The 22,789-nt window shown below is 71.9% G+C and carries 26 protein-coding genes; 14 read left to right on the forward strand and 12 right to left on the reverse strand.

Features of this window, described 5'->3' with window-relative positions; all coding sequences use genetic code 11:
• Positions 1–74 precede the first annotated feature (74 nt).
• Positions 75–830 carry a 2-phosphosulfolactate phosphatase gene (locus NCC78_RS04100; protein WP_250791811.1) on the forward strand — a complete coding sequence of 252 codons (756 nt, stop codon included), beginning with the start codon at positions 75–77 and terminating at the stop codon, positions 828–830.
• 135 nt (positions 831–965) lie between these two features.
• Here the strand turns inward: NCC78_RS04100 and NCC78_RS04105 are convergent, their stop codons facing one another.
• Positions 966–2,990 carry a carboxypeptidase-like regulatory domain-containing protein gene (locus NCC78_RS04105; RefSeq protein ID WP_250791812.1) on the reverse strand — a complete coding sequence of 675 codons (2,025 nt, stop codon included), beginning with the start codon at positions 2,988–2,990 and terminating at the stop codon, positions 966–968.
• Between the two features lie 160 nt (positions 2,991–3,150).
• Between NCC78_RS04105 and NCC78_RS04110 the strand changes: the two genes are divergently transcribed.
• The 5 genes from NCC78_RS04110 (at position 3,151) to amcA (ending at position 7,845) form a co-directional block, all read left to right on the forward strand.
• Positions 3,151–3,504 (forward strand): sterol carrier family protein, encoded by a 354-nt coding sequence (locus NCC78_RS04110; protein WP_250791813.1) that lies wholly within the window; start codon positions 3,151–3,153, stop codon positions 3,502–3,504.
• 172 nt (positions 3,505–3,676) lie between these two features.
• The gene (purF, locus tag NCC78_RS04115; protein WP_250791814.1) at positions 3,677–5,218 is read left to right on the forward strand and encodes an amidophosphoribosyltransferase; all 1,542 of its coding nucleotides are present in this window, start codon (positions 3,677–3,679) and stop codon (positions 5,216–5,218) included.
• 59 nt (positions 5,219–5,277) lie between these two features.
• Entirely contained in the window at positions 5,278–6,432 is a 1,155-nt protein-coding gene (gene purM, locus NCC78_RS04120; protein ID WP_250791815.1) for a phosphoribosylformylglycinamidine cyclo-ligase, read from the forward strand.
• Between the two features lie 122 nt (positions 6,433–6,554).
• Positions 6,555–7,658, forward strand: a complete 1,104-nt coding sequence (gene amcB, locus NCC78_RS04125) for a cyclophane-forming radical SAM peptide maturase AmcB (protein WP_284706248.1) — start codon at positions 6,555–6,557, stop codon at positions 7,656–7,658.
• The gene (amcA, locus tag NCC78_RS04130) at positions 7,627–7,845 is read left to right on the forward strand and encodes a multiple cyclophane-containing RiPP AmcA (RefSeq protein WP_250791817.1); all 219 of its coding nucleotides are present in this window, start codon (positions 7,627–7,629) and stop codon (positions 7,843–7,845) included. The genes amcB and amcA overlap by 32 nt, the downstream gene beginning before the upstream one ends.
• Positions 7,846–7,988: 143 nt before the next feature.
• Here the strand turns inward: amcA and NCC78_RS04135 are convergent, their stop codons facing one another.
• Both NCC78_RS04135 and NCC78_RS04140 read right to left on the reverse strand, forming a co-directional pair.
• Positions 7,989–8,204 (reverse strand): DUF3073 domain-containing protein, encoded by a 216-nt coding sequence (locus tag NCC78_RS04135; protein WP_250791818.1) that lies wholly within the window; start codon positions 8,202–8,204, stop codon positions 7,989–7,991.
• 292 nt (positions 8,205–8,496) lie between these two features.
• The gene (locus tag NCC78_RS04140; RefSeq protein WP_250791819.1) at positions 8,497–9,579 is read right to left on the reverse strand and encodes a Glu/Leu/Phe/Val family dehydrogenase; all 1,083 of its coding nucleotides are present in this window, start codon (positions 9,577–9,579) and stop codon (positions 8,497–8,499) included.
• Between the two features lie 172 nt (positions 9,580–9,751).
• Between NCC78_RS04140 and NCC78_RS04145 the strand changes: the two genes are divergently transcribed.
• Both NCC78_RS04145 and NCC78_RS04150 read left to right on the forward strand, forming a co-directional pair.
• A complete protein-coding gene (locus NCC78_RS04145) occupies positions 9,752–10,591 on the forward strand; it encodes a DUF8083 family protein (protein ID WP_250791820.1) in 840 nt (279 codons plus the stop codon).
• A 251-nt stretch (positions 10,592–10,842) separates the two neighbouring features.
• Positions 10,843–11,052 carry a BldC family transcriptional regulator gene (locus tag NCC78_RS04150; RefSeq protein WP_007073996.1) on the forward strand — a complete coding sequence of 70 codons (210 nt, stop codon included), beginning with the start codon at positions 10,843–10,845 and terminating at the stop codon, positions 11,050–11,052.
• A 220-nt stretch (positions 11,053–11,272) separates the two neighbouring features.
• Here NCC78_RS04150 and NCC78_RS04155 read toward each other — a convergent pair whose 3' ends face one another.
• On the reverse strand, positions 11,273–11,653 hold the full coding sequence (locus tag NCC78_RS04155; protein ID WP_250791821.1) for a PPOX class F420-dependent oxidoreductase: 381 nt from the start codon (positions 11,651–11,653) through the stop codon (positions 11,273–11,275).
• Positions 11,654–11,707: 54 nt separating this feature from the next.
• Between NCC78_RS04155 and NCC78_RS04160 the strand changes: the two genes are divergently transcribed.
• Positions 11,708–12,487 (forward strand): class I SAM-dependent methyltransferase, encoded by a 780-nt coding sequence (locus NCC78_RS04160; RefSeq protein WP_250791822.1) that lies wholly within the window; start codon positions 11,708–11,710, stop codon positions 12,485–12,487.
• Positions 12,488–12,533: 46 nt separating this feature from the next.
• Here the strand turns inward: NCC78_RS04160 and NCC78_RS04165 are convergent, their stop codons facing one another.
• Positions 12,534–12,830: a hypothetical protein gene (locus NCC78_RS04165; RefSeq protein ID WP_250791823.1), complete on the reverse strand. Its 297-nt coding sequence runs from the start codon at positions 12,828–12,830 to the stop codon at positions 12,534–12,536.
• Positions 12,831–12,994: 164 nt separating this feature from the next.
• On the opposite strand from NCC78_RS04165, the gene NCC78_RS04170 reads away from it, so the two are divergent.
• Together NCC78_RS04170 and NCC78_RS04175 are read left to right on the forward strand one after the other, a co-directional pair.
• Complete coding sequence (locus NCC78_RS04170) at positions 12,995–13,852, forward strand: 3-hydroxyacyl-CoA dehydrogenase family protein (protein ID WP_250791824.1); 858 nt, start codon at positions 12,995–12,997, stop codon at positions 13,850–13,852.
• Positions 13,853–13,904: 52 nt separating this feature from the next.
• The gene (locus NCC78_RS04175; RefSeq protein WP_250791825.1) at positions 13,905–14,648 is read left to right on the forward strand and encodes an enoyl-CoA hydratase/isomerase family protein; all 744 of its coding nucleotides are present in this window, start codon (positions 13,905–13,907) and stop codon (positions 14,646–14,648) included.
• 66 nt (positions 14,649–14,714) lie between these two features.
• Here NCC78_RS04175 and NCC78_RS04180 read toward each other — a convergent pair whose 3' ends face one another.
• A complete protein-coding gene (locus NCC78_RS04180) occupies positions 14,715–16,061 on the reverse strand; it encodes an ABC transporter substrate-binding protein (protein ID WP_250791826.1) in 1,347 nt (448 codons plus the stop codon).
• A gap of 155 nt (positions 16,062–16,216) precedes the next feature.
• Between NCC78_RS04180 and NCC78_RS04185 the strand changes: the two genes are divergently transcribed.
• Positions 16,217–16,606 carry a hypothetical protein gene (locus NCC78_RS04185; protein ID WP_250791827.1) on the forward strand — a complete coding sequence of 130 codons (390 nt, stop codon included), beginning with the start codon at positions 16,217–16,219 and terminating at the stop codon, positions 16,604–16,606.
• Positions 16,607–16,694: 88 nt separating this feature from the next.
• On the opposite strand, the gene NCC78_RS04190 is transcribed toward NCC78_RS04185, so the two are convergent.
• Complete coding sequence (locus NCC78_RS04190) at positions 16,695–17,108, reverse strand: hypothetical protein (RefSeq protein WP_250791828.1); 414 nt, start codon at positions 17,106–17,108, stop codon at positions 16,695–16,697.
• Between the two features lie 122 nt (positions 17,109–17,230).
• Between NCC78_RS04190 and NCC78_RS04195 the strand changes: the two genes are divergently transcribed.
• The gene (locus NCC78_RS04195) at positions 17,231–17,938 is read left to right on the forward strand and encodes a DUF2786 domain-containing protein (protein WP_250791829.1); all 708 of its coding nucleotides are present in this window, start codon (positions 17,231–17,233) and stop codon (positions 17,936–17,938) included.
• Positions 17,939–17,941: 3 nt separating this feature from the next.
• On the opposite strand, the gene NCC78_RS04200 is transcribed toward NCC78_RS04195, so the two are convergent.
• Entirely contained in the window at positions 17,942–18,457 is a 516-nt protein-coding gene (locus NCC78_RS04200; RefSeq protein ID WP_250791830.1) for an SRPBCC family protein, read from the reverse strand.
• Between the two features lie 317 nt (positions 18,458–18,774).
• On the opposite strand from NCC78_RS04200, the gene NCC78_RS04205 reads away from it, so the two are divergent.
• Positions 18,775–19,800, forward strand: coding sequence for a hypothetical protein (locus NCC78_RS04205; RefSeq protein ID WP_250791831.1), 1,026 nt, complete (start codon positions 18,775–18,777; stop codon positions 19,798–19,800).
• Positions 19,801–20,005: 205 nt separating this feature from the next.
• Here the strand turns inward: NCC78_RS04205 and NCC78_RS04210 are convergent, their stop codons facing one another.
• From NCC78_RS04210 to NCC78_RS04225, 4 genes are all read right to left on the reverse strand, one after another.
• Positions 20,006–20,464 carry a GNAT family N-acetyltransferase gene (locus NCC78_RS04210; RefSeq protein ID WP_250791832.1) on the reverse strand — a complete coding sequence of 153 codons (459 nt, stop codon included), beginning with the start codon at positions 20,462–20,464 and terminating at the stop codon, positions 20,006–20,008.
• Between the two features lie 162 nt (positions 20,465–20,626).
• Complete coding sequence (locus tag NCC78_RS04215; RefSeq protein WP_250791833.1) at positions 20,627–21,094, reverse strand: hypothetical protein; 468 nt, start codon at positions 21,092–21,094, stop codon at positions 20,627–20,629.
• Between the two features lie 272 nt (positions 21,095–21,366).
• Positions 21,367–22,443 carry a hypothetical protein gene (locus NCC78_RS04220; protein ID WP_250791834.1) on the reverse strand — a complete coding sequence of 359 codons (1,077 nt, stop codon included), beginning with the start codon at positions 22,441–22,443 and terminating at the stop codon, positions 21,367–21,369.
• A complete protein-coding gene (locus tag NCC78_RS04225) occupies positions 22,440–22,787 on the reverse strand; it encodes a PadR family transcriptional regulator (RefSeq protein WP_250791835.1) in 348 nt (115 codons plus the stop codon). The genes NCC78_RS04220 and NCC78_RS04225 overlap by 4 nt, the downstream gene beginning before the upstream one ends.
• Positions 22,788–22,789 lie beyond the last annotated feature (2 nt).

Here is a 22,789-nt window from a genome sequence, read left to right on the forward strand (position 1 = left end):
CGAGGCCGGCGGGGCGTCCGCCACCGACTCCGGTGACACCGAGCGGCCCTCCGCGCCCGATCAGCGCTGAGGCCTTGGCCGCGGCCGTTCACACCCAGCCCGGATCCGGCGCCCGGTTCGACTGGGGGCTGACGGGGGCGGCCGAGCTCGGCCGGGTCTGCGCCGTGCTGGTGGTGGTGGACGTGCTCTCGTTCACCACCGCCGTGGAGGTCGCGGTCGGGCGCGGCATGCGCGTGCACCCCTTCCCGTGGGGTGAGCAGGCGGCCGACTACGCGCTGCGGGTCGGCGCGGTCGCCGCGGTGGGCCGCCGGCAGACGACCCGGGAACACCCGTGGTCGCTCTCGCCGGCGGCGTTGACCAGCGCGCCGGTCGTCGCCGACCTCGTGCTCCCCTCGCCGAACGGCTCGGCGATCAGCGCCGCGGCCAGCGCCACCGGGCTGCCGGTGGTCGCGGCCTGCCTGCGCAACGCGCGCGCCGTCGGGCGCTGGCTGCGTCGTCAGGGGTACGGCTCGACCGACACGCCGATCGGCGTGATCGCCTCCGGGGAGCGCTGGCCGGACGGTTCCCTGCGCCCGTCCGTGGAGGACCAGCTCGGGGCGGCGAGCGTCCTGGACGCCGTCTCCGGGGTGCCCGGCGGGCTCTCCGTCGAGGCGGCCATGGCGCTCGCCGCGCTGGCCAGCACGCCCGACGTCCCCGCGGCGGTCCGGGGCAGCGTCTCCGGCCGCGAGCTCATCGAGGGCGGCTTCGCCGAGGACGTGGAGGTCGCCGTCCGGACCGGCGTCTCGAACGTGGTCCCGCTGCTCCGCCACGGCGTCTTCTCCGCCGCCTGACCGACCCCCGGCCCGCCCCGGGAGTGGATCAGCGCCGACCCGGACGGGTCCGGCCGGACGAACAGCGGCGAGGAGCCGTCCGGGATCCGGAACAGCCCCTCGCCGTCGTGCTGTCGGGGCCGTGGCCCCGCGCGGTCAGTCGTCCAGCCAGTCCAGCCGGCGACTGGCCCGGTCCTGCTTCGGTGGGGCGTCCGGTCGGCCGTGACCGGGCTGCGCCTGGTCGCCGTAGCCACCCTGCTGCCCGTAGCCGCCCTGGTCGTAGCCACGGTCGTCGTAACCGCCACGCTGCTGCGGAGCCTCCTGGCCGTACCCGCCGCCCGGCTGCTGGCCGTAGCCGCCCTGGTCGTACGAGGTGGGCTGGTCGTAGCCGCCCTGCTGGCCGTAGCCGCCGCGCTGCTGCGGGGCTTCCTGGCCGTATCCGCCGCCCGGCTGCTGGCCGTAGCCACCCTGGTCGTACGGGGCGGGCTGGTCGTAGCCGCCGCGCTGGTCGTAGCCGCCGGGCTGTTCCCCGCCCCGGCCGTACGGCGCAGGCTCCGGCTGGGCGTATCCCTGGCCCTGCTCCGGCTGGGCGTATCCCTGGCCCTGCTCCGGCTGGTAGACGCCGGTCGCGTAGGGGTCGGACGGGGCCGGGTACTGGGTGGAGTCGCCCGCGTAGCGGCCGGTCGGCTCGTCGTACCGCTCGCCGTAGGCCAGGGCGCCACCCGGGGCCGGCGGGTAGCCCGCCGCACCCGCCGCACCCGCCACGCCGGCCGGGGCACCGTAGTCGTGGGCGCCGTAGCCGCCACCCGAGGCCTGTGCGCTGCCGTAGCCACCGCCCGAGGCGGGCGCGTTGCCGTAGCCGCCACCCGACGAGGGCGCGTTGCCGTAGCCGCCACCGGAGGCGGGCGCGTTGCCGTAGCCGGCGGCGCCGTAGCCGCCGGTAGCCGGCTCGTCGCCGTAGCCGTTGCCGGCCCAGCCCTGCTGGGCGCCCGCGGCGCCGTAGGGCTGCGGCGGAGCGCCGTACGGATCGGGCGGCACGTCGTCGACGACCGGGCGGTGCATCATCGTCGGGGCGTCGCCGATCGCGGTGCCGCCGACCATGGTCGGGTCCGGTGCGCCGCCGACCCGGTTGACCACCCGGGTCTGGTCGTCGGCACCCCGGTACGCCCCCCGTGCCCCCGGCCCCGCGCCGGCCGCGCCGCCCACCGGGGCGTCCTCGTCGGTCTCGTCGCCGTTGTCCTTGCGCCGCATCCAGAGCAGCACGATGGTGCCGACGCCCGCGGCGACGAGCAGACCACCGAGCAGGATGATCATCCAGTTGCCCATCCCGCCGGAGTCCTCGTTGCTGGCGTTGGCCGCCGCACCGGCGGTGGCCTCGGCAGCCTCCTCGGCCGCCTCTTCGGTGGCCTCGTCGGTCGGGAGGGCCTCCTCGGTGGCCGAGGGGGTGGCGCTCGGGGTCACCTCCACCTTGAGCGCCAGGGCGATCCGCTGGCCGGTGATGCTCTGCCCCGCGCTCGCGTTGAAGCTCTTGGTGGCGACGATCCCCTGGTGACTGGCGCCGACCGAGAGCCGGCCGGGGGCGATCGGCTGGTCGGTGGTGCCGGTGAAGCGGTAGTTGCCGCTGGAGTCGCTGATGGTGTCCAGCTTCTTGCCGTTGGCGTCCTGGAGGATGACGAACGCGTTCGGCACGGCTTCGTTGGTCGCCTGGACGACCACCTTGCCGGAAACCGACCGTACGGTCTGGTTCTGCGGCTGGGTCGGCGGCGCTTCCTTGCCGACCAGCGTGACGGTGGTCGAAGCCTGCTTTTCCTGCTTGGGGCCGATTGAGTTCACGGCCTTGATCGTGATGGTCGCTGATCCGTTGGAGGCGTCGCCGGCCAGCCGGAAGGTGGCTTGGAAGTTCCCGTTTCCGTCGACCCTGTTCCGCTCGCACCCATCAACGCAGCTGAGCTTCTGGTTGCTCGAACTGACCGTGATGTCCGCGGGCCCCACGCTGCCATCGAAATTGAGCGAGTAGCTCACGGTGGTGTTCTTGCCGGCTTCGACCGAGCTCGGCGACGCCGACACGTTCGTGATGCTGGGTTCGGCCAGGGCTGGTGTGGCGGGGACAGCGAGCACAGCGCCGACAACCAGCGCCACGACCACACCGGCCCGCTTCCAGGCACGTCGGTGTGTTGACACGTCCACCGCCTTCCGACTGACTTCCCTCCGGCCGGCGGGGCGCCGGGCCCGGGATCATCACGGTACGAATACGCCGTCGGCAACTATGCCTTGTCTGACCGGATCGGCGCGACCCAGGGCCAGCGTGAGACGTGTTGCGCTCGGGTCGTATCGTCCCGTCGTGTCCTCTCCGCACATTAAGTCCGCCGCGGTCGCGGCGGCGTTGTCGGCGCTCGACGAGGGGCGTACGCCCGAACGGCCGGTACTTCGGGAGGCGGTCCGGGCTCTGTTGGCCGTCCTCGCGGAGCGCGCCCCCGGCCGATCGGTGGAGGTGCGAGTCCCACCTTACGGTGCAGTTCAGTGCGTTCCCGGCCCTCGACACACCCGCGGCACCCCGCCGAACGTCGTGGAGATGGATCCGGCGACCTGGCTCGCGGTGGCCACGGGGCGGCTCGACTGGGCGGAGGCGGTCACCCAGGGTCGCGTACGGGTGAGCGGCGTCCGCGGGGACCTGTCGGCGCACCTCCCGCTCTAGCTGTGCGGATGCGGAGCACTCCGGTGACGGAGCGCAGCAGGATCGTGACTATCTGTATCGACACCTATTCGCGTACACTGTCAGGCGACGACAGTGGTCCCGGCCGAGAAGTGCGGATCCGCCCCCGCGATCCCCGCCAGGCCCGGTCCAGACCAGCATGAGGGAGCGGTAGGTGCCCCGAGGCGACGGCCGGCTGAGCCACGACCTTGATCCTCAACGACCCGGTCCCCAGGACGCGTGTGGCGTCTTCGGTGTCTGGGCGCCCGGGGAGGAGGTCGCCAATCTGACCTACTTCGGGCTCTACGCGTTGCAGCACCGTGGCCAGGAGGCCGCCGGCATCGCGGTCAGCGACGGCTCCGGCGTGGTGGTCTACAAGGACCTCGGGCTGGTCGCCCAGGTCTTCGACGAGCCGACCCTGGCCAGCCTGCGCGGGCACGTGGCGATCGGGCACGCCCGCTACTCCACCACCGGCGGCTCGACCTGGGAGAACGCCCAGCCGACCATCCGGTCCACCACCTCCGGCACCACCATCGCGCTGGCGCACAACGGCAACCTGGTCAACACCGCGGAGCTCCAGAAGGAGGTTGCCGAGCGCGGCCTCGTCGCCGACGGCTCGACCAACGACACCTCCCTGGTGACGATGCTGCTGGCCAGCCGCCCCGACCTCTCCGTGGAGGCCGCCGCGCTGGAGGTGCTGCCGCAGCTGCGGGGCGCGTTCAGCTTCGTCTTCATGGACGAGTCGACGCTCTACGCGGCCCGTGACCCGCACGGCGTACGCCCGCTGGTGCTGGGCCGGCTGGAGCGCGGCTGGGTGGTCGCCAGCGAGACCGCCGCGCTGGACATCGTCGGTGCGAGCGTGGTCCGCGAGGTCGAGCCCGGTGAGCTGATCGCGGTCGACGAGGACGGCCTCCGCTCGGCCCGGTTCGCCGCCCCGGAACCCAAGGGCTGCCTCTTCGAGTACGTCTACATCGCCCGCCCGGACGCCACCATCGCCGGCCGCAACGTGCACTCCGCCCGGGTGCAGATCGGCCGTCAGCTGGCCAAGGAGCACCCGGTCGAGGCCGACCTGGTCATCCCGGTGCCGGAGTCGGGCACCCCGGCCGCCATCGGCTACGCCGAGGAGTCCGGGATCACCTACGGCGCCGGCCTGATGAAGAACCCGTACGTCGGGCGCACCTTCATCCAGCCGTCGCAGACCCTGCGCCAGCTCGGCATCCGGCTCAAGCTCAACCCGCTGCGGGAGAACGTGCGGGGCAAGCGGCTAGTCGTGGTCGACGACTCGATCGTGCGCGGCAACACCCAGCGGGCGATCGTGCGGATGCTGCGCGAGGCCGGCGCGCTGGAGGTGCACGTGCGCATCTCCTCGCCGCCGGTCAACTGGCCCTGCTTCTACGGCATCGACTTCGCCACCCGCGCCGAGCTGCTGGCCAACGGGCTGGACAACGACGGCATCCGGCGGTCGATCGGCGCCGACACGCTGGGCTACGTCTCGCTCCCCGGTCTGATCGCCGCGACCGAGCAGCCGAAGACCCGGCTGTGCCGCGCGTGTTTCGACGGGGAGTACCCGATCGAGCTTCCGGCCGGCAACCTGATCGGCAAGCACGTGCTCGAAGGGGTGGGGCGGCGGGTCACCGTCGCGACGCCCGACATCCGGGAGCACACCGCCCCTCCGCTCGTCGCCACTCCGGGCGGCGTGACCTCACACCGCCCGTAGCACCACCGGGCGCGGCCGGCCACTGCCGGCGCGGCGCCAGAACCACAAAGGGGAGAACCGTGACGCACGTGTCCGAGCGCAGCGGCGCAGGAAGCAGCCCGACCGGCGCCGGCGGCGACCGCCAGCCCTGGACGGCCGGCACCGGCCGTCCGGCTCGCAAACGCTCGGTCTCGTACGCGGACGCCGGGGTGTCGATCGAGGCGGGCGACCGCGCGGTCGAGCTGCTGAAGTCCAAGGTGAAGCAGACCCGGCGCCCCGAGGTGATGGGTGACCTGGGTGGCTTCGCCGGGCTGTTCCGGCTGGACACCAAGAAGTACAAGAACCCGATCCTCGCCTCCTCCACTGACGGCGTGGGCACCAAGCTGGTGATCGCCCAGCAGATGGACATCCACGACACCGTCGGCATCGACCTGGTCGCGATGGTCGTCGACGACCTGGTCGCCTGCGGCGCCGAGCCGCTCTTCCTGCTCGACTACATCGCCACCGGCGAGGTCGTGCCGGACAAGGTCGCCGAGATCGGCGCCGGCATCGCCGACGGCTGCCGGTACGCGGGCTGCGCGCTGCTGGGCGGCGAGACCGCCGAGCACCCGGGCGTGCTCCGCCCCGACGAGTACGACGTCTCCGCCACCGGTGTCGGCGTGGTGGAGGAGAGCGAGATCCTGAGCCCGGAGCGGGTCGAGGTGGGCGACGTGGTCATCGCGATGCGCTCCTCGGGCCTGCACTCCAACGGCTACTCCCTGGTGCGGCACGTGCTGCTGGGTGCCGGCCGGATGCGGCTGGACGTGGTGATCGACGACTTCGGTCGGCAGCGCACCCTCGGCGAGGAGCTGCTCACCCCGACCAAGATCTACGCGAAGGACTGCCTCAAGCTGATCGCCGAGGCCGAGGTGCGGGCGCTGGCCCACGTCACCGGCGGCGGCATCCCGGGCAACCTGGTGCGGGTCCTGCCGGAGCACGTCGACGCGGTGGTCAACCGCTCCACCTGGAAGCCGCAGCCGATCTTCGACCTGATCCAGTCCAAGGGACGGATCGAGGACCCGGAGATGGAGGCGACCTTCAACATGGGCGTCGGCATGTTCGCGATCGTCTCCGCCGAGGACGCCGACCGCGCGCTGGCCACCCTGACCGGGCGCGGCGTCGACGCCTGGCAGGCCGGCGAGATCATCGAGGGTTCCGGCAACGTGCAGATGATCGGCCAGCACACCCGGGGTTGATCACTCTGCGGTGATCGTACGGGCACCTGATCGGGGGTTCACCCGAGTGGCCATCGCCGCCTAGCCTGAAGGGCTCAGAGGCGAGGAGGGCGATGGCTGCTCGGGGGCGCTCGTTCAGCGGGATGCGCGGTCTGGCCGCCGTTCCGTCATACGTCGTGATGCAGCCCACCACGCTCTGCAACCTGGACTGCGCGTACTGCTACCTGCCGTTCCGCGCGGCCGACCGGCGGATGTCGGTGTCGGTGGCGGAGGCGGTGGCCGCGTCGGTCAACCCGTGGGCGGCGGCGGGGCGGTTCTCGGTGGTGTGGCACGGCGGGGAGCCGCTGGCCGCCGGTCGGGAGCACCTGGCCGCGCTGCTCGCGCCCTTCGGGCCGGAGGTCGAGCACCACGTGCAGACCAACGCCACGCTCGTCGACGACGCCTGGTGTGCGTTCTTCGCGGAGCACGGGGTGCGGGTGAGCGTCAGCGTGGACGGGCCGCGGGAGCGCAACGGTGAGCGGGTGACCCGGGCGGGCCGGCCGGCGTACGACCGGATCCTGCGCGGGGTGGCGGCCTTGCGCCGGCACGGGCTGCCGTTCTCAGCGCTGGCGGTGGTGGGCCGCCCGGAGCCGGGCCTCGCCACCGAGCTGTACGACTACTTCCTCGACCTGGGCTGCGACGTGCTCGGCATCAACATCGAGGAGACCGAGGGGGTCAACACCCGCGACAACGCCCACGACGCTCCGGTGGTGACCGCCTTCTGGGCGGAACTGGTGGCGGCCTGGCGCCGGGAGCCCCGGATCCACCTGCGCGAGGTGGAGTGGTCCCTCCGGTACGCCGGGGCGGTGCTGGACGGCACCGCCGACGACCTGCTGCCCCGGCGCCTGGACCCGATCCCGACCGTCGGGCACGACGGCTCGGTGACGGTGCTCTCGCCCGAGCTGGCCGGCTTCACCGACGCCCGCTACGGCGACTTCAGCAGCGGCAACGTGCTGACCACCCCGCTGGCCGAGATCCTCAGCGGCGCGGAGCGGACGCCCTGGGTCGGTGAGTTCCTCGCCGGGGTCGAGGCGTGCCGGTCGTCCTGCCCCTACTTCGGTTTCTGCGGCGGTGGCCACGCGGCCAACCGTTACTTCGAGCTGGGGCGTTTTGACGGTACGGAGACCGAGCACTGCCGCAACAGCAAGATCCGCCTACTGGAGGGAGTGTTGGAGCATGCCCGAGACCATCAGTCACCGGCAGCCTGAGCGCGACGGGGTCGCCGACCGGGTACGGGACCTCGCCCCGGGACTCACCGCGTTGCTCCACGAGGCCGAGGCCGCGCGTCGGCTACGGGCGGAGGTGGCGGGTGGCGACGGCACCAGCGCGGTCTGCGCCTGGAACCACTTCGAGAACATCCCGACGTTCTACAACTGGAACAACCGGCCCCGGTGAGGGCGAGCCGAGATCAGGGACCTGCCGAGCGACCGGAGCGGTCTCCGGTGCGGCGAGGTCCCTGATCGTCGGTGCGGCGCACTCCCGGTGGGCACAAGCGTGAGCACGCGGGGGGTTACCGCGTGCTCAGCTGCGACGGGAGGTCAGCGGGCGGGACGGACCCAGGGATCCGGGTCCTCGTCCGCGTGATCCTCATCATCGTCGTCGACATACTCTTTGTAGTCGTCGTCGAAGTTGTGCTCAGACTTACCAGCACCTGCCAGTTCGCGCTGCAAGGCGGTGAGGTCGGTGTTCGGGGAGTGGTACTTCAACTCCCGGGCCACCTTCGTCTGCTTGGCCTTAGCACGGCCGCGCCCCATGGCTCGACCCCCTCGCACAGAATGCGGGGCAGCCCGAAGGCGGGCCCCGATGACGTCAGGCATCTCTCGTGGCTCTTACGGTACATGGGGATGCCATCGTTCGGCACCTCGGGTTACCGCCGACCGGCTCTGCGCGTCGCAGTGATCCGGCCGTCACAAATTGTACTCGGTAAGGAGCGGCGGCGGGAGCGCCCGTGACACCGGGCAAAGACCCACAAACCAAGCTTAACGGGGTGGCGGTTCCTGCTCGCTCCCGGGGGCGGAACCGCCTCGGCCCCGCCCCCGGGGACGCTCACCGCAGGTGGATGGTGCGCAGCCGGCCAACGTCGGCCATCCGCCGCTCGGCCAGCCGGTCCGCCGCCACCGCCGGGGGCACGCCCTCGGCGTCCGCCAGGCGCAGGATCTCCCGGGTGGTGTCGTAGATCTTCGTGGCGCGCAGCCTGGCCCGGTCGAAGTTGAAGCCCTCGATCTCGTCCGCGACCTGGATGACACCGCCGGCGTTCACCACGTAGTCGGGGGCGTAGAGGATGCCCCGGTCGGCGAGGAGCTTCTCGATGCCCGGGTGGGCGAGCTGGTTGTTCGCCGCCCCGGCGACCACCTTCGCGCGCAGCACCGGCACCGTGTCGTCGTTCAGCGCGCCGCCCAGCGCGCACGGGGCGTACACGTCGATGTCGGCGGCCACCAGCGCGGCGGCGTCGTCGACCAGCGTGACCTGCGGGTGGGTCGCGCTGGCCCACTCCAGGGCCTTCGGGTTCACGTCGGTGGCGACCACCTCGGCGCCGTCGTCGAGCAGGTGGCCGACGAGGTACTTGCCGACCTTGCCCAGGCCGGCCACGCCGACCCGCCGGCCGGCGAGCGTCGGGGCGCCCCAGACGTGCTCGGCGGCGGCGCGCATGCCCTGGAACACGCCCCAGGCGGTGAGGATCGAGGAGTCGCCGGCACCGCCGTGCTCCACGCTGCGGCCGGTCACGTACCGGGTCTCGCGGGCGATCACGTCCATGTCGGCGACGTAGGTGCCGACGTCGCAGGCGGTGTAGTAGCGCCCGGCCAGGGACTCCACGAAGCGGCCGTACGCGCGCAGCAGCGCCTCGCTCTTGATCTGCTCGGGGTCACCCCAGATGATCGCCTTGCCGCCGCCGAGGTCCAGGCCGGCCAGGGCGTTCTTGTACGCCATGCCGCGGGACAGGTCGAGGACGTCGGCGAGGGCGGCCTCCTCGTTCGCGTAGGGGTAGAACCGGGTGCCACCGAGCGCCGGGCCGAGCGCGGTGGAGTAGATCCCGATGATCGCCTTCAGGCCGGTCTGCTTGTCCTGGCAGAAGACGACCTGTTCGTGACCGGTCGAACCCGGGTCGTCGGTGCTGGCGAATACGCCCATCACTTGCTCCTGATGTGGTGTGCGTCCTTGTGGGACGCGGACCTGGTGGACGCCGGCGGGATGCTGCCGGTGCCGCTGAGCCTAGTATCGGCCGACGCCGTCCGACCGCCCGCGGCGCGCGTGATCGCGGCGCCGACGGCGGTCCGGTTCCAATTCGTGGGAGGATCGCGCCGTGCCGTCGCTTTTCGCTTCATACCTGCGCGTGTACGAGCCCCTGACCGCCTTCGACCGGGACCGCCAGTCGTACTGGCGGCGCTACGTGGAACAGGGGCGGGCGGTGGCCCCGGTGGAGGGGCCCGGCCGGCAGCGGACGTCGGTGATCGAGGCGCTCGGCGCCGGCTGGACGCGGCTGCCCGACCTGCCGGACGAGGCGTACGTCCTGGAGACCGACGAGACCCTGCTGGTCTGTCCCTGGAACCTGCGGATCCGGGTGGCCGAGGCGGCGCTGAGCGCGCGCGACGGCGTGCCGCCGGTGCTCGCCGACGCCTTCGTCCCGCCGGTGCTCGCCGGGCAGGCCAAGGCGGTGGTGGAGGACTGGCGCAGCGGGGCCCGGGTGCTGGAGCACGGCGTGCCCCGGGTGCACGAGCAGATCGCCACCTGGGGTGTGCCGCTGCGCTGGTTCGTGCTCTTCGACGCGGAGGAGCGGCAGCACGTCACCCGGCCGGGGCGGCGGGCGCTGCGCTACCGCACGGAGATCTCCAAGGCCCGGCGGCGGTCGTCGCGCGCGCTCTCCGTGCTGCGCAAGTCGGTCGGCGACGCGCCGATCACCGAGGCCGTCGAGGAGGCCGCCCGGTGGTTGGAGGAGTTCCACCCCCGCTCGGTGGTGGAGCTGGACTACGGCGGCCTGGTCGAGCTGCTCTCCGACGAGACGCTCACCGCGGACGACTCGTCGGAGCTGGTCGCGACCGGGTTGGCCGGGCTGTCCCGGGGCGAGCCGGGCGAGGCTTCGGCCGCGTACGACAAGTTGGTGGCGCGGTGGCGCGCGGTGCAGCTGCTGGAGCGGTGTAATTGACTGCAAATCGCCCAGAGAGCGTTCCCAAAACGAGGATGGCTCGTAGTTGACGCATCACGAACCGTGATCATGAGTCCGAATAAGGTACTTTCTGCCGTGTAAAAGTCGCATAAATCGGGCATGGTTCATCCGTCCGTCTAGGGACGTTCGGCCGTTCGGCCCATGTCGGACATCGGGGACTAGCCGGACCATGGGAGACGCGTCGGCCGGCGGGACCCCGGCCGATGTCTATACATGTGGAGGAGTGACCGATGGCATCGCGAACGCACGAACCAGAGCCGCTACTCACGCCGGCCGAGGTGGCGTCGATGTTCCGTGTCGACCCGAAGACGGTGACCCGGTGGGCCAAGGCCGGCAAGCTCAGCGCCATCCGCACCCTGGGTGGCCACCGTCGGTACCGGGAGTCGGAGGTCAGGGCCCTGCTGCAGGGGCAGATTCCCCAGCAGCGCCAGGGGGACTGACGGGCCGGGAGCCAGCAGACGATTCGAACGCAAGGGCGGTGGACTCCGGTCCGCCGCCCTTCGCCATGTCCTGGCCCGGCCATGCGCTGACCCCGGCCATGCGCTGACCCCGGCCATGCGCTGACCCCGGCCATGCGCTGACTCCGGCCATGCGCTGACTCCGGCCATGTCCTGACCCCGGCCCGGTCGCCGGTGGCCCGGTCCCGGGCGGCGGCGCCGCTCAGTCCGCGATGGTGATCCGGATGCCGACCGTGCCGCTCTGCCCCCGGCGCAGCCGGCTGCCGAGCAGGCTGAGCCGGCCGATCAGCCGGTACTTCCGCTTGATCAGCTCACCCACCCGGCGGGTGCCGGCGGGGTCGTAGAGGGTGGCGTGGGCGGGCACCGCCTCGCCGTGCGGGCGGCCCCGGACGTCGCAGGGCGCCACCGTGACCTCGCCGCTGCGCCGGATCCGCTTCACCTTGCCGGAGTCCGCCACCGTCCACACCGCCAGCGCGTCGCCGTCACGAACCGCCCAGACCGGGGTCGGCACCGCTCGACCGTCCTTGCGGAAGGTCGTGAGCAGGAGGTACTTCTCCGCGGCGAGTCGATCCAGGGTGGTCACGCCGCAAGGATACGACCGCTGCGGTCGCCTGACCGGCCGGATAGCGTGAACCCCGTGACGGGGCAGCCACGGATCGGTGACGTGTTCGGTGAGATGCTGCGCGACGCGTACGCCGTGCACACTGGGGTCGGCCCGCGGCCGCTGGTGGGCGGGCGGCTGCCCCGGCCGGTCATCGAGATCATCGAGCGGGACGACGGGCTGATCAACGGCGCGCCCGCCGCGCACTACCTGGACGGGCCCGCCGACTGGCAGCCGTACGACCACCGGGCGGTGGACCGGGTCCGGGGCGCGACGCTGGACATCGGCGTCGGGGGCGGGCGGATCGCGCTGCTGCTCCAGGAGCGTGGCGTGCCCGTGACCGGCCTGGACACCTCGGCGGGTGCGCTGCGGGTGTGCCGGCACCGGGGCGTCCGGGATCTCGTCCTCGGCACGGTCGACGAGCACGTCGCCGAGGGCCGGCGGTACGACACGTTCCTGTTGCTCGGCAACAACCTGGGCCTGCTGGAGGGGCGGGACCGGGCGCCCGCGTTCCTCGCCGCGCTCGCCGCGCTGGCCCGCCCCGGCGCGCAGGTCATCGCGCACGGCACGGATCCGTACGGCACCACGGACCCGGTGCACACCGGCTACCACGAGCTCAACCGGCGTCGGGGGCGCCTCGGCGGCCAGCTGAGGCTCCGGCTGCGCTACCGGGAGCTGGGCACCGACTGGTTCGACTACCTGGTCTGCTCGCCCGACGAGTTCGCCGAGCTGGTCCGCGGGACGGGTTGGCGGCTGACCGACGTGGACGACCGCGACGCCCCCTACTACCTGGCGACCCTGCGCTTGGCCGGCTGACGCCTCGGGCCCCCGCCGGTGACGGCAGGGGCCCGGTGCGGACGACTCAGACCTGGACGGTCGGGGGGAGCTGTTCCGGCGGGAGGCCACCGTCTCCGTCGACCACCTCGTCGGGGGTGCCGTCCTCGTCGAGGTCGACCATCGTGACGTTCACCTTGCCGTCGTGGTCGGTGTCGAACTGGAACAGGTCGGCCTTGCCGTCGCCGTCGGTGTCGACCACCCACACGTCGGTGCGGCCGTCGTTGTTGGTGTCGGCGCGCAGCAGCTCGATCCGCTCGTCCCCGCGGGTCTCCACGGTCTCCGCCGCCCCCGCGCTCTGCGCGGTCTCCGGTGCCTGGCTCATCTCGGCGCGTCCTTCCCTCGGTTGACGGCCGTGCAGTACCCGATCCGCTCCGCCCCCACGCATGCCCCGGGGATCGTCGCTGCATAGGGTCGGCCCATGAGCGAGTGGAGCGGGCGGACGGGCGCGGGTCAACCCCGTGGCGCCGCCGAAGGCAGGGAGGCGTCATGAGCGACCGCTTTGTCGTCGTCGGGGCCGGCACGATGGGTCTCGGCATCGCGTACGTGGCGGCCGGGTCCGGGCACGCCGTGGAACTGGTCGAAGTGGACCGGGCCCGGGGCGCGGCCGCCGTGGACCGGCTCGGGCAGCTGTGGGACCGGGCGGTGCAGCGCGGCAAGCTGACCGCCGAGCAGGCCGCGACGAACCGGGAGCGGGTGATGCTGCGGGCCGCGCTCGCCGAGGTCGCCGCCGGGCCGGACGTGGTGGTGGAGGCCGTGCCGGAGCGGCCGGAGCTCAAGCGGGCGGTGCTGCGCGACGCCGAGGCGCTGCGCCCTGCGCTGCTGGGCAGCAACACCTCCAGCATCGCGATCGCCGAGCTGGCGGCCGGGCTGGAGCGCCCGGAGAGCTTCCTCGGGCTGCACTTCTTCAACCCGGTCTGGGCGATGGCGTTGCTGGAGATCGTGGTGGGCCCGGCCACCGTCGACGAGACCACCGCCGCGGCCGTCGCGCTCGCCGCCCGGCTGGGTAAGGACCCCGTCGTCGTACGCGACATGCCGGGCTTCGCCACCTCGCGGCTCGGGGTCACCCTCGGCCTGGAGGCGATCCGGATGGTCGCCGACGGGGTGGCCAGCCCCGCCGACATCGACAAGGCGATGGTGCTCGGCTACCGGCACCCGGTCGGCCCGCTGGAACTCACCGACCTGGTCGGGCTCGACGTGCGGCTGGACATCGCGCGCACCCTCCAAGCCGCGTACGGGGACCGGTTCGCGCCGCCGGAGCTGCTGGTGGAGATGGTCGCCGCCGGACGGCTGGGCAAGAAGTCCGGCCAGGGCTTCTACCGCTGGGAAGGCGGCGTGAAATCGTGAGCGCGAGGAGTGAGCTTGCGAGCCCCGCAGTCGCGAGCGGAAGGTGGGCTCGGTGAGCGGGTTGCGGGTCGAGGAACTGCCGGACCGGTTGGTGGTCACCCTGGACCGCCCGGAGAAGCGCAACGCGATCGACGCCGACCTGATCGGGGAGCTGCACCAGGTCTGCGCGGAGCTGGAGGCGCGTCCCCGGCTGCTGCTGCTCACCGGCGGCACCGAGGGGATCTTCGCCGGTGGGGCGGACATCGGGCAGCTGCGGGAGCGGGGCCGGCTGGACGCCCTCGCGGCGATCAACTCGGCTGCCTTCGCCCGGATCCGGGCGCTGCCGATGCCGACCGTGGCGGCGGTCGACGGGCCGGCGCTCGGCGGCGGCGCCGAGCTGGCGTACGCCTGTGATCTGCGGGTCTGCACGGCGCGGGCGGTGTTCGGTCAGCCGGAGGTCCGGTTGGGGATCCTGGCCGGCGCCGGCGCGACCCACCGGCTACCGGCGCTGGTCGGCGAGGCCCGGGCCAAGGAGCTGCTCTTCACCGGCCGCCGGGTGGACGCCGAGGAGGCGCTGCGGATCGGCCTGGTCAACCGGGTGGTCGCCGAGCCGGATGAGCTCCTGCCGACCGCCCACGGGCTGCTGGACGAGATGGCGAAGGGCTCCGCGTTGGCGTTGCGGCTGACCAAGCTGGCCGTTGACGCGCCGGCCGCCGCCCACCCGCACCTCGACCTGGTCAGCCAGGCCGTGCTCTTTGAGGACGAGGAGAAGCACCGGCGGATGACCGAGTTCCTCCAGCGGCGGCGTCCCCGCTGAGCCCACGTACGACGACGGCCGCACCGGTTGCCCGGTGCGGCCGTCGTCGTCCGACAGGTCAGTGACTCACCGGTGGAGCTCCACGCCGGCGTCCGCCAGCGCCCGGATCACCTGCGCCGACTCGGCGAAGCCGATGACCAGGACGGCGTCCGCACCGAAGTCCTTGATCTCCCTCGCGCCGGAGCCGAAGTCGACCTCGGCCTCGGCGTCCGCCGGCGGGTCGTAGGTGAGCAGCTTCACCCGGTCGCCGCCGATGCCGGCCCGCTCCAACTCCGTCTTCACGGTGGCCTGCAGGCCCTCGCCGTAGGAGTCCTTGCGGGCCACGATGGCGATCTTCTGCGGCCCGTCGCGCAGTATCACGTCGGCCAGCGCCCGACCCTGCAGGCTGTCCGGCGGGGCGGTGCGGAAGTAGAGACCCTGGTCGTCCAGCTCCGTCAGGCTGGCGGCGGTGTTCGACGGGGAGAAGAGAACCTTCCCCGCCTTGACCACGTCCGGCAGCACCTCACGGGAGATCCCGGAACCGCCGGCGCCGATGATGACGTGCACGCCCTCCTCGACGTGCTTCGCCACAGTGGCCTTGGCGACCGCCGGGTTCGTGCCGTCGTCCCCGTCGATCCAGACCACCGGCTCGCCGAGCACCCCACCGGCGGCGTTGATCTCCCTGACCGCCAGGGCGGCGCCCGCGGCCATCGGCGGGTTGGCCAGCGCCAGGTCACCGGTCTGCGGCAGCAGGCCGCCCAGGATCAGCGGCGAGCCGTCGCTGCGGTCGGAGCGGCCACCGCGCTGCTTCCTCGGCTTCGGCGGCGCCTTGGTGCTGGCAGCCGACTCGTCACCGGCCCCGACGAACTCCGTCTTGCCGTCGTTGAGCTGCTGACCGTCGAAGTGCAGGGTGGCGTAGCTGGCGGTGGCCGGCTCGCCGGCGTCGGTGAACCCGGCCCGGGTCAGCGAGGCGCTGCGGTACTCGACGTCCTGCCCGGCGCGGGCCAGCGCCAGGCAGGACGCCACGTCCTCGCAGCGCTGCCCGTTGTTGGTGACGCCGACGATCTGCTTGGCGATGGCGGCCGAGTCGGTGGTGCCGGCCAGCTGAGCGGCGAGCGCGCTGATCACCACCGCGTCGTACGCCTCGGCAGAGTAGAGGTAGTCGGTCAGCTTCGGGTCGACGGACCGTAGCCGATTCTTGAAGTCCTCGGGCAGGGGCGTCAGCGGTGTGGTGCCCTTCATACCGTCGACCAGACCCGCGCGGTCCTCCAGCTCAGCGGGGTACGAGTTCAGCATGTTGCCGTCGGAGCCGTAGAGGCGCACCTGTTTGGTGTTCGCCTCCTCGGGCTCCTCGGTCCCGCAGGCGCTGGTGGCGAGCAGGAACGTCGCGCAAGCGGCCAGTGTGGCCGCCCGCGAGGCGCGGGAGATGAGCATGGTCGTCCTTCCTCCGGCGAAGGTCCGCTGCGCACATTAGCGTGCCGGCGCGGACGGTGTGACCACGGAGGCCGCTCAATCCGCAGGTCGCCCGCACCGGTCACGGAGAGTGACTGCCACTCCGGGGCTTGACCGGCCCTCCTACCGTGCGGTGCGTGACGGACTCACCACAGCAGACCCTCGATGACGCGACCGCCGTGCTCCGCTCGGCGCTGGCCGGGGACGGCGACGCGGTGGTGGGGGCGTTCGACGCGGTCGTCGACCGGTCCGGCCTGGCCGGGGCGTATGGGGTGGCGTGGTGCCTGGCCGCCACGATGGTGGGCGGGTCGGTGCCGTCCGGCAGGTGCGCGCTCGACTTTCCCGGCATCGACGAGGCGGGTTACGACACCCGCTGGGTGGCCCGCTTCGTCAGCGCGTACGCCAACGCCGACGCCGACACCGGCGAGGCGCTGTTCGGGGCAGCGGCGGCCGACGGGTTGCTGCCGGACTGCCTGCTCACGCTGGCCGGCTCGACGGTGGCCACCCTGCGCAGCCGGGCCGCCTGACCGGGCGCGGCGCCCGCCGGGGAACGGGTGCTGCGGGGTCGGGCCGCCTGGCGCGGCGCCCGCCGGGGAACGGGCGCCGCGCGCCGCGTCAGAAGGCGTGGTACGAGATCAGCGGCTCGTACTCGTAGCGCAGGTTGTCGAAGCGGACCCGGAAGTCGACCCCGTCGCGGACGTTGGTCGCCACGGTGATCCAGCCGGACTGCGCCGGCAGGTAGGTCCAGTAGTTGCAGTTGTCGGTCTTGTTGACGAAGATCACGCACGCCTCGGTGCCGAACTGGCTGGCGTTGCGGACGTTGATGTCGCGGCAACGACTGGTGGTGCGGAAGGTGCCGGCCTCCCCGCCCGAGCCGCCGGTGGCGAAGTAGACGCGCTTGGCGCCGCCGTAGCAGGTGGCGAAGGAGCCGGACAGGTTGACCTCGGGGGCGGCCTGGGCTGGTGACCCGACGGTGAGCACGGTCAGTGCCGTCGTCGTGGCCAGCACCCGGGTGACCGGAGCTGACATGCGTGCCTCCAACAGTTGACTTACCGTCCGTAGTGGACGGCGTTGCGGGTCGTGACGATGATACGTATCGATCAGGTGGGTCACCGCCCCGCCGGGTCGGATCGGCGTGACAATCTGGGGGCATGTCCGAGGCCATGCTGAGCAAGGTGCGCAAGCTGCTGGCCCAGGCCGAGGACCCGGCCTGCACCCCGGCCGAGTCGTCCGCGTTCACGGCCAAGGCGACCGAGCTGATCGCCCGCTACGGCGTGGACCGGGCGCTCCTGGCCGCCCGGGACCCGGCCACCGACCCGGTCGGCGACCGCGTGGTCGAGATCGACGCCCCGTACGCCCGGGACAAGGCCGGCCTCCTCGCGGCCGTCGCTGACCCGCTGCGCTGCCGCTGCGTACGCCGCCGGCACGGCAGCGGGTTCGCCATGCACCTGTTCGGCTTCGCCAGCGACCTGGAACGGGTCGACCTGCTCTTCACCTCGCTGCTGGTGCAGGCCGCGCAGAGGCTGGCCGGGGCCGAGGTGCCGCCTGGCGAGCACCCTGCCGCCTTCCGCCGCTCCTGGCTCGCCGGCTTCGCCCAGGTGATCGGCGGACGGCTCCGGGACGCCGAGGCGGGCGCGGCCAGCGAGTCCGGAGCCCCCTCGGTCGCGCTGGTGCTAGCCGACCGGTCGGACCGGGTGCAGCGCCGGCTCGCCGAGGCATACCCCCGGCTGCGGACCGCCGCGCCGCGTCGGCTGGCCGGCAGCGGATTCGGTCCCGGCGCCGCGGCCGGCCACCGCGCCGACCTCGGCGGTCGGGGCGTCACCACCGCTCCCGGCGCCCGCCACGGCATCGACCGCTGACGGTCAGTCGGCGTGCCGGGTCACCGTCATGGCGTAGCGGGAGAGCAACTCGTGCCAGCCGGCGGTCAGCGCCTGTCGGTAGCCCTCGGCCGCCTCGCCGTGCCGGTCGAAGTGCCGGTGCTCGACCTCCACCCGGGCCCGCGCCGGCCCGTCGGGGTGGAAGAGCGCCTCGACCTCACTCGCCCGCGCCGGATCCGGTACCGGCACCCGGTCCGCGCCGATCTGCCAGGTGAAGACCAGGCGTCGGGGCGGGTCCCAGGTCAGCACCCGGCCCCAGTCGCTGCGGAAGCCGTACGGGCCGATCTCGTAGAGCATGCCCCCGGCGCGCGGCTCCATCCCCAGCTCGGCCAGGTGCTCCGGGCCGGACCAGGTGTACTCCTTGACCCACCAGTCGGTCAGGGCGCCACTGAACACCGCGAACGCCTGCTCCGTGGGGGCGGGGACGGAGAGGACGCTTCGCAACGAGAACCGCTCTAGTTCCTGCTGGATGTCGACCGGATCGGTCATCCCCTGTCCCATAGGCCCGGACCATACCGGCTGATGCCCGGGTGTGCAGCTTCACGAGTTGCCCGGTTCCGGACACCCGCCGGCCCCTGGGACCCCGCCCCAGGCCACCGCCGTCGAGCGCGCGCAGTGGCGGCTTTCCGACCCACCGAACCAGCCGCCCGCCCCCTCTCGTGGGTGGGTGGGGTGGCGTTGGGGTCGCGGGTCGCTGAGTGATCGGCCAGTGGCGGCTGCGTATCGGGGTGTCGGTGGGGGGCGGATGGTCGGCGGGAAAGCGGGTATCCGCGCCGGACGGTCAGGGAGTCCGGGCCGGTGGAGGCGGAGCGGGAAGCATGGGCGAGAACGCGCAGCAGCGGGATCCGGGACGGGGCAGCGGGCGGCCGGCCCGGCGGGACGAGGGTACGGAGCCGGACGTCCTGCTGGACATACCGAGATTGTCAGTCGACTCGATCCGGCTTGCCGTGGACGGCCTCGACGCCGACCTCTCGCTGCGGGCCCGGTTGGCCAACCTGCTCCAGCTGGACGCCGGCGTCCGGGTGCACCTTCGCGGCGTCGAGCTGGACATCACCGGGGTGCGCGCGGAGGCGCTGCTCAAGGTGCGGCTGGAGAAGCTGGTGGACATCCTGGACCGGGCGATGACCACCATCGACCGGAACCCCCAGATCATCGAGGAACTGGCGCGTACGGCGAAGGCCTCGATCGGCGACGTGAACCGGGCGGCGCAGCAGCTGGCCGGCGGTGTCGCGGACATCACCGCCGGCGCCGAGCGACGCGGCGGCGCCACCGACGAGTTCGGCCAGCAGGTGGGTGCGATCGGCGCGGTGGCCGACCGGCCCCTGCGCAGGCCCGGCGGGCCGACCGAGGGCGGGGAGCGTCGGCCACCCGTTCCGTCAAGGCGGGGCGGCGGCCTGGCCAGCGGATCGGGCGGCGGAGGCGAACGCGGCCAGGAGCAGCGGGCCCAGGAGCAGCGCGAGCGGGAGCAGCGCGCCCAGGAGCAGCACGAGCGGGACCAGCGCGCCCAGGAGCAGCGCGAGCGGGACCAGCGCGCCCAGGAGCAGCGCGAGCAAGAGCAGCGCGCCCAGGAGCAGCGTGAGCGGGAGCAGCGCGAGCAGGAGCGGCAGGGACGGGGCGAGCCGCAGCCGGGCGGCGAGGGCCAGGCAACGCCCGGTGCCCGCCAGCAGGGCGGCCCGGGTGGGGCCGGGGAACAGGGCGGAGCGCGGCAAGCAGGGGAGGGTGCCGGGCCGCCGAGCGCGGCGCAGTTGGCCGAACAGTCGAGCCAGACGCTGCGGCAGGCCGGGCGCAGCGTCTGGGAGGCGATCCAGGAGGGGATGGCCCAGCACCGCCAGCAGGGACGCTAGCCCGCCCGGTACAAGACAAGGTCGCTTCGTGAGGACGGAAAGTCACTGGCTCCCGTGCAGCGGAGAGATTTCCGACGCGGCGCTTCACCAGGATGAGGTCTCGGTCGACGAGGTTCTTGTCAGGTCACTGCTTCAGGCACAGCGCCCGGGGTGGGCCCTCCTCCTTGAGAGTCCCTGAGCGATCGCCGAGGCGAGCACCAAGCCCCTACAGGTCACGCAGCACCAGCATGGTGTGCTCGTGCTCGCCGTGCCGAACCGTCCCGGTCTGCTGAAAGCCGCACTTTTCCAGTAGCCGCACCGAGCCCGTGTTTTCGGCGAAGGGATCAGCATAGAGCGGGCGGGTCTTCTCCCGGCGAAGAAAGAGCGTCAGCGCCTTCGTGCCGACGCCCCGCCCCCAGTACCGGCGACCGAGCCAATAGCCGATGAAGCGCTCATCCTGCTCCCACCAGGCCACGACATTGCCGGCCGGCTCGCCATCCACGGTGACCGTCTGCACGAAGACCGTGGGATCTCCAAGCACCTTCGTGGCCCAGTGCGTCATGAAGATTTCTCGATCCCGAGGAGCGAACTTCGACCGTCGGACGGCCTCCGGATCGTGCTCCTGCTCGAAGAACACCTCCAGATCCGTCTGTTCGACGTCCCTCAACCGCACCTCGTCGCTCATGCGAGCGAGTCTGACACCAGGCACCGACAACTCCTCGAGGCAAGCTCCGTCCGTGCACGCCGACGATGCCGCCTCCGAACGCAGGCCCTCGGCGCGGTGTCGATTGGCGTCGATCAGCACGGAGGATCCGCCCCGCCCCGCGTGGGTTCCCTGGTCAGGGAATCAGGGGAGGTCGTCAAGTGTCACGTCGAAGCCCGAGCCCTCATCGTGCAGAACGGCGTCCCACATCTCTGTCGTCACCTCGCAGATCGATCGAACGAGCTTCCAGTCGATCAAGTGACCGGAGAGGCTGAGTTCCACGAAGGCGTCACAGCTCGTCAGGACTTGAGGACCGCCTTGCGTCAAGCCCCACTCAATCTGCGCCTTGACCGCTTGGGGTCCGGTGTTGGCTTGCAGCAGTACCGGCCAGCTTTTCGGATCGGGCGGAAGCAGGTCCAGTTCGAGGTTGCTCACCTGTTCGCGTAGGTCGCGTTCTGCCGACAGCTCGTATGCAGCCCATCCAACACCGTCGCCGGCGGCAGTGGTGGTCACGGCCGGATCGCGACGCGTGACCTCTTGTGCGAGTCGGTGGATGGCTCGTTGGGCAACTGGTTCCCCAGATCGGACGAACAGGGTGATCATGTAGGCCAACGGCTGTCCTCTCAGAGTGTCCAAGGCCTCGGCAGGAGGGCCGCCTGCTGATTGTCGGAGACGGGACCTACGATGCCCTCCTACCCGGCCGGTCTCAGCAACCCCTCGTGGGACAGCGCGGTCACGGGGGGTGGGAGATGTGAAGGTCCCCGGATGTATCCCGGGACTGGACGGGTAATTCCCGCCGCGACCCACCCCCCGCCACGCAGAGCGGCGATCGGCGTGCCACTGGCTCCGCGCGTGCTACGCCGGGGCCAGAGTGGCGCTGGCCGCTACGCCTTCGGGTGTTGTCTGTCGGCGGCGCGCCCGAGCTCGACCATTGTGAGGATGTGTTCGCGGCGTTGGACTGCGAGTGCACCGATCGCGAGCGTTACGAGGGGCACGCCGATGAGGGCAACCCACTGGGCGGGCTGGAGATAGATGGCGTGGTCCATGTACATGTTGGAGGTCATCCAGCCGTCAAGGGTGAAGTTGATGAGTGCCATCAAGGAGATGACTGGTGCGAACAGTGCCCCGATGCGCCACCGCAAGGGCGCAGGCAGGCTTGTAACGGAGAACAAACCGATTAGACCGGCGGTGACCATGCCAGCCAAGTGCAGCCATATCAATGCGCTAGACGTGGACTCTAAGCCGCTGAAGATGTCGAGTTTGTAGAAGGTTACGACCTGTCCGGGTTCGGGATCCGGTGGACGGTTGAGCTGATTGGACAGGAAGACCGTTCCCACGACGGCTGCCGCGAGCAGGATCGCCGACAAGCGACGTGCCCCGAGCAGAACGAACGCGCGGCGCCGCGGTGCCGGAATCGTGAGCGTGGCCGCTGCGATCAGGGCCAACGTGAACTGCCATAGCGTGTTCACCACTGATACCGGGTCGTTGTCGTAGCGCAGCGTCAGCGATGCGGCCTCGGCGATGACAGCGATCCAGGCGAGTCCGGCTGCTGGCCACCGCCAGCCTGCCGCTATGACGGCGCATACTGCCCCCCAGCCGGCGAGCCGTGCCCAGTCGACGGCTTCTCGCTGCCATCCCAGGCCGGATGCGGTCGGGAAATGCGGGTACTGCGCTAAGGCATGCAACGACAGGGTGAGAAGCGCGAACACGGTGAGAAGCCCAGCTACTGCTGCCGCGTCTGCCCAGGCCGCTTGCGTCAGCCCTCGCCCAGTGCTGTTGAGCCGGACGCGCAGTGCGCCAGCCAGGAGGTTCCACACGTCTGGGATGCTTGGACGCCGTTGTTGAGGCTGGGCTCCAGCGAGCAGTACCGCTAGCATTTCGTCCTCGTACACGCGGCGGTGCTCCCAGGGGTATGCGGCGAGCAGCAGGCGGTAGCGGCGTTCGAGGTCATGGTTGCTCACGCGATGCCTCCGTCGGCAAGCAAGCCGCTGCGGCCAAGTCGAGCGCTGGCTGCTTCGGCGTTATGCCGAAGGCGCGCAGCTTCGGCGGCAAGACGCTGTGCCCCCAGCGCCGTGAGCCGGTAGTAGCGACGCAGCCGAGATTGCACCACTTCCTCCCGGTCGACTTCGATCAATCCATCAACCCGTAGCCGGTCCAGGGCGGCGTAGAGGGTGCCAGCGCGCAGGCGGACGCGGCCGTCGGAGATCCGCTGAACGTCCTCGACGACTCCGTATCCGTGCTGCGGCCTCTCTGCCAGCGCGGTAAGGATCAGAAACGTGGGTTCTCGCAAGGGCGCATGGTCCATGT

Origin of the sequence: Micromonospora phytophila (assembly GCF_023656545.1) — a bacterium.
Taxonomy (GTDB): Bacteria; Actinomycetota; Actinomycetes; order Mycobacteriales; family Micromonosporaceae; genus Micromonospora; species Micromonospora phytophila.